We start from the raw sequence: 4,490 nt of genomic DNA, 5'->3' as shown, positions 1-4,490 counted from the left end.
ACCAATTTATTGCAACCGCAGTAGGACAGCCTTAAGTCCGACAGGCTGCTAGCCAAACGCCATTTTGAAAGACTTCTTTCTGGAGCACTGTAGTCGCGTCTTTCAAGTCAATTAAATCAACATCTTTACTAAAGTGGCAAGCAAGCTCCTGTGCTTTATCCCACAAAAGCTGTTGAGAGGTTTGCCCAGAGATTAAGACCGCTAAGTCTATATCGCTTCCGGCTGTGGCATGCCCAGTCGCCTGACTGCCATACAAAACGATACCCTGCAGAGTTTCTCCAAATGCTGCTCTAAGTGACTCTTCAATATAAGAAGCATCTAAACTGGCGTGCATATCTTCTCTTTGAGAGATGGTTGTGTCATTAGCATAACACTCCTCAAGGTATAGTGGATCCCATACACTGGACAGGTGGTTAAGTTGAGTTTTCTGGCTGTGACGTTCCCCTTCAGGAGGAAATCATGAGTACCAATTTGTTAGCTGATGCTTCCGACCCCTGGTTTCCCACTGAGACCATAAGAAATATCTAACTAAACAAAGCTTCTATCAAATAGCCCAGCTTTCGTCGTTTTCTGCTTAACCATTGGATCATAAAGTGACGATTTTCAGCTGTTGAACAACGTTCTCGTTCGATCGAAGCAATAACCCTCTCTGGTGTCGTATACCTCTGGGTTTGCCAGTTGATATACATGGGGTAATGACAGTGAGCAAAATAGATCAGTTCGTCTAAAGTTCTTTTGCGATGGCGTCTTTTGCAGATCAAGTGATCAACGGTTACTCCCCATCCTGCATAAAAAGGCTGGCCCCAGCAATGGACTGTTTTTCCAAGTGTCAGGGCTTCAAAACCTGCCAGAGAGGTCATGACGTGCAGTTCATCACATTGCTCAATACAATCAAAAATATCACCATCCAGTACAACATGATCGACCCAGTCCAGGGCCAGACTCTCGGGAATATGACCCTCCCTCCCTGCTAAAAGAACATCCGGATGGGGCTTGTAAACAATAAAAGCATCAGGCGCGTGGGTTCTGACCGCCTTAATCAACTCAAGATTGGATGAGATTTCAGGGCTGCCCCATTGGATAGAAGCATCGCTGTCCACCTGACCTGTAATCAGTATCTTTCGCTGATCCATTCTGACTGACTCAAACAGGCATTGCTGCGAGCCTTGCAGATTATATTTGCTGATTCGTTGTTCTTTCAGGGTCTTACGTAAAGCTTTTGCCCGCAGGAGTTGCTGATCATTGAGCTCAATGGTGTTGATTGCAGTTTCGAGATCAGAGGGTCGTGAAGCATCAAAATAGATGCCCGTCTGATCCAGAATCAAAGAGCTGGGTCTGCGCAGGTCAGCCCCCAGACCTACTGAACGAATGAAGGCGTCTTCAGCTCTGAAAAGCTTAATATTCGATGGCGGTTTATAATCATGATGTTTGGCTCCCCAAACTAAAATGCCATCATCAGGTTTCGTCTTCGCTTCAGCTTGCTGAACCGATTTTACAAACAAAACCTTTTCTGAAATCGCTTCAGTAAAATGCTTTAAAAAGGCTCTTTTCCATAAGCTGAAGCCCACCGCATAGAGTGTGTTGACGGGCTGGCTCCGTGAAGTTCTCTGCAGGACGATAAGCTCAAGAATATCTTCCAGCTCACACCGTTCAAAAGTTTCCGGATCAATATAACGAGTGTACTTCAGGCAGGCTGCAGCAAAGAGGCTTTCAATAGTATGCGTTTGTTTCCGACGAGGGCAGGGAACCCGGTCATCGGTTAACCCCCAGCCACTGTAAAAAGGGACACCAAAACAAACGACATTTTTCTTGTGCCAGAGTGCTTCGAATCCTAATTGAGAGGTAACGACGTAGACTTTTTCAAAGTAGGGGAAAAGAGACTGAGCATTAACCTTGTCCGCAAGAATATGTATTCTGGGATTATCAGGAAGATGGCTGCCGAGATAACCCTTTTTGGTACCCAGAACAACATCAGGATGAACTTTTATCCAGATTTCAGAATCCGGATTCTCCGCAAGCGCCGCATCCAGCATTTTCTCAAAGCTGGAGTCATCCGCTACTCCAAACTTGACGGAACAGTCTCCGTAAGTCTGATCAACCACAAGAACACGTTTCAGCCCTTCAGCTTCAGGCTTCCAGCCATCTATAGGCTCATGATTATATTTAGTGATTTTGTTGTCAGTAATCTGAGCCAGAAGGTTTGAAGACCGATCTCGTAATTCTGCGTTGAACCAGTCGGGACGATTGAGAAGCGCTTCAATATCAGAAGGGCAGTTAGCGTCGTAATAAATGCCCTGTTTATCAACGATCAGAGCAAAGCGTTTGTCACCCAGGGCAGGGTGGCCCAGGTAGCTGATAAAGCCGTCTTCAAGGTGCCAGTAGGGTACCTGATGCTTTTCTGCAAGTTTTACAGCTTTTTCTGTGTTGGCTTTTTTGCCCCACCCCACAACAACATGAGAAGGTTGTATTTTCGTGTAAGACTTTTTCTTCTCTATGCGATCGCACTGCAAGAGAGTAGTTAACTCTCCTGCTTGACTTATCCCGCGAGAAAAAGTAATGAAAGCGGGTTTTGGCTTTAAAGAAGACGGCAATGGAGTCACAGCTATTTGATAGAAAAAGGTTAAAAGGTGGATAAAAGGCTTTATCGGTATTTTGAATAGATACTGAATTACAGTGAATTATCTACTATTACGATCAGATGCCTTGGGCATTTTGCTGATTTAAAATGCACCTGTTGCATTAATCCGGCAACTACCATAACAGAAAAAACGTACAACAGGTGAATTTTTGCATTGTGCGCAAGAATGCTTGACGGTCGAATAATCCACATTAATATGACAAGGCTAAAACGGTTCAACACTGAACAACCTTTAAGCCTTACAGCCCATTTCCAACCGTTTTTTCATCCAGTTCTGAGTTCCGTGGCAGTTTCTTCTCAACCAGATAATCAAGAACCACTTGAGTGCATTCCTTAAGGCGCATTTCTGCTGTATTAATGACAATCTCCGGGTTCTCAGGCACGTCATAACGGGAATCAATGCCCGTAAAGTTTACGATTTCACCTGCTCTGGCCTTTTGATAAAGACCCTTGGGATCACGCTGCTCACAGACATCCAATGGAGTGTTGATAAACACTTCGATGAACTCGCCTTCAGGCAGCATATTTCTGACCATTCTTCTGTCAGATGTGAATGGAGAAATAAACGCACTCAGAACAATAAGGCCGGCATCAACTAACAGGCTTGAGACCTCACCTATACGGCGAATGTTTTCAACCCGGTCACTATCGCTAAAGCCCAGATCCTTGTTCAAACGATGCCGAACATTATCACCGTCCAATACATAGGTATGATAACCCTGTTCATGCAGAAGAGCGTCAACTGCATTAGCAACGGTAGACTTACCTGAGCCACTCAGGCCGGTAAACCAGATCAGGCAGGGCTTTTGCGATTTCAGGTTCGAACGTGCTTCTTTAGAAACCCTGTGAGTATGCCAGGCAATATTTTCCATATTCCAGTTAAGCTCATTGTGCTAGTGCTCCGGATTGGCCTTACTCAACTGCTCAGCCATCAACTCTGCCGAGCTGTATAAATAGCAGGGGTTATCGTAATCATTCCCTGTCTTCAAACCAGACAAAGCACCTGATAGCAGGATTTAATATTGGTTTTAAAAGACTCTGATATAGCAGACCAGGACAGTGCCTGCACAATTATAGGTATGTTGGAGTCACGTAAGACTTCATTAAATGCCGTTAACTGATCGAAATTATCATGCTCGTCATGCCCATCAGGGAAGTGAACGACAATGTCCAGATCACTGGCATCATGATTAGTACCTTTTACACGACTCCCATAAGCCCATAGCCTGGTGCCACGGGTGAATATTTGTGATGCCAGATCACAGACAGACTCACGATCCTTTTCTCGTAAATCAATCATTTCTAACTCTATTTAAATGCTTTCCTATCGCTGTCTCCAAAATAATGGCATCAGCGATAAAACCTGGTAGCAACTTAAGAGTGTATTCAGCGAATTTCTTGCCATAAACCTTCAGATACTTGCGAAGGAGTTTGTCAGCCTGTTCGAGGATGATTTCAAACTCTTTAACACAGGCTGACCGGTACATATCGTAATCTATACTGCCTTCTTCACAGGCGAGTAGACGGTTATGAGCAGTCTCCAGTGTCTTGATGCAACGGGAAAAAAAGTAGTGTCTATAGTCATGTGTCTTAATGGCAATGTTTGTTTAGCCTCGGAACGAATTGATTTCTCTCCATGGTTCTTTGGACAAGGTCTGAATGTTTAATCAAGTATATACCCAGGTATATACAAAGAGGATCAAAGATGAAGACGACCATTTTCAAAAACAACAAAACACAGGCTGTACGGATTCCCAAGGAGTTTGTGTTTCCAGACAATGTGAAACACGTTCAAATCACGGCAAAATCATGAAAGTGCCTGCCCAGCAAGGACTTCAGCCAGATAGCGTGT

The 4,490-nt window shown here is 44.3% G+C and carries 6 protein-coding genes; 1 reads left to right on the top strand and 5 read right to left on the bottom strand.

Features of this window, described 5'->3' with window-relative positions:
- Positions 1-31: 31 nt before the first annotated feature.
- The 5 genes from KDK19_RS04475 to KDK19_RS04455 all read right to left on the bottom strand — a co-directional run bounded on the left by KDK19_RS04475 (position 32) and on the right by KDK19_RS04455 (position 4,125).
- Positions 32-334 (bottom strand): nucleotidyltransferase family protein, encoded by a 303-nt coding sequence (locus tag KDK19_RS04475; RefSeq protein WP_257282164.1) that lies wholly within the window; start codon positions 332-334, stop codon positions 32-34.
- 190 nt (positions 335-524) lie between these two features.
- On the bottom strand, positions 525-2,510 hold the full coding sequence (locus KDK19_RS04470) for a capsular polysaccharide biosynthesis protein (protein WP_257291413.1): 1,986 nt from the start codon (positions 2,508-2,510) through the stop codon (positions 525-527).
- 367 nt (positions 2,511-2,877) lie between these two features.
- Positions 2,878-3,510 (bottom strand): adenylyl-sulfate kinase, encoded by a 633-nt coding sequence (gene cysC / locus KDK19_RS04465; protein WP_257291412.1) that lies wholly within the window; start codon positions 3,508-3,510, stop codon positions 2,878-2,880.
- Between the two features lie 113 nt (positions 3,511-3,623).
- A complete protein-coding gene (locus tag KDK19_RS04460) occupies positions 3,624-3,938 on the bottom strand; it encodes a nucleotidyltransferase family protein (RefSeq protein ID WP_257291411.1) in 315 nt (104 codons plus the stop codon).
- On the bottom strand, positions 3,931-4,125 hold the full coding sequence (locus KDK19_RS04455) for a hypothetical protein (protein WP_257282160.1): 195 nt from the start codon (positions 4,123-4,125) through the stop codon (positions 3,931-3,933). Before KDK19_RS04455 ends, KDK19_RS04460 begins: the two co-directional genes overlap by 8 nt.
- Positions 4,126-4,297: 172 nt before the next feature.
- Here KDK19_RS04455 and KDK19_RS24135 point away from each other — a divergent pair.
- Positions 4,298-4,490 (top strand): hypothetical protein (locus KDK19_RS24135; RefSeq protein WP_368736435.1); only part of this gene is annotated, 193 nt, incomplete at its 3' end.

It is taken from the genome of Endozoicomonas sp. ONNA1, from assembly GCF_024606325.1.
GTDB lineage: Bacteria > Pseudomonadota > Gammaproteobacteria > Pseudomonadales > Endozoicomonadaceae > Endozoicomonas_A.
This window is presented reverse-complemented; position numbering and strand designations above follow the sequence as displayed.

What these genes read in the sequence shown, in the direction of transcription:
- KDK19_RS04455 (WP_257282160.1), bottom strand. Translation starts at nt 4,125, where the DNA reads ATGTACCGGTCAGCCTGTGTTAAAGAGTTTGAAATCATCCTCGAACAG.
- cysC (WP_257291412.1), bottom strand. Translation starts at nt 3,510, where the DNA reads ATGGAAAATATTGCCTGGCATACTCACAGGGTTTCTAAAGAAGCACGT.
- KDK19_RS04460 (WP_257291411.1), bottom strand. Translation starts at nt 3,938, where the DNA reads ATGATTGATTTACGAGAAAAGGATCGTGAGTCTGTCTGTGATCTGGCA.
- KDK19_RS04475 (WP_257282164.1), bottom strand. Translation starts at nt 334, where the DNA reads ATGCACGCCAGTTTAGATGCTTCTTATATTGAAGAGTCACTTAGAGCA.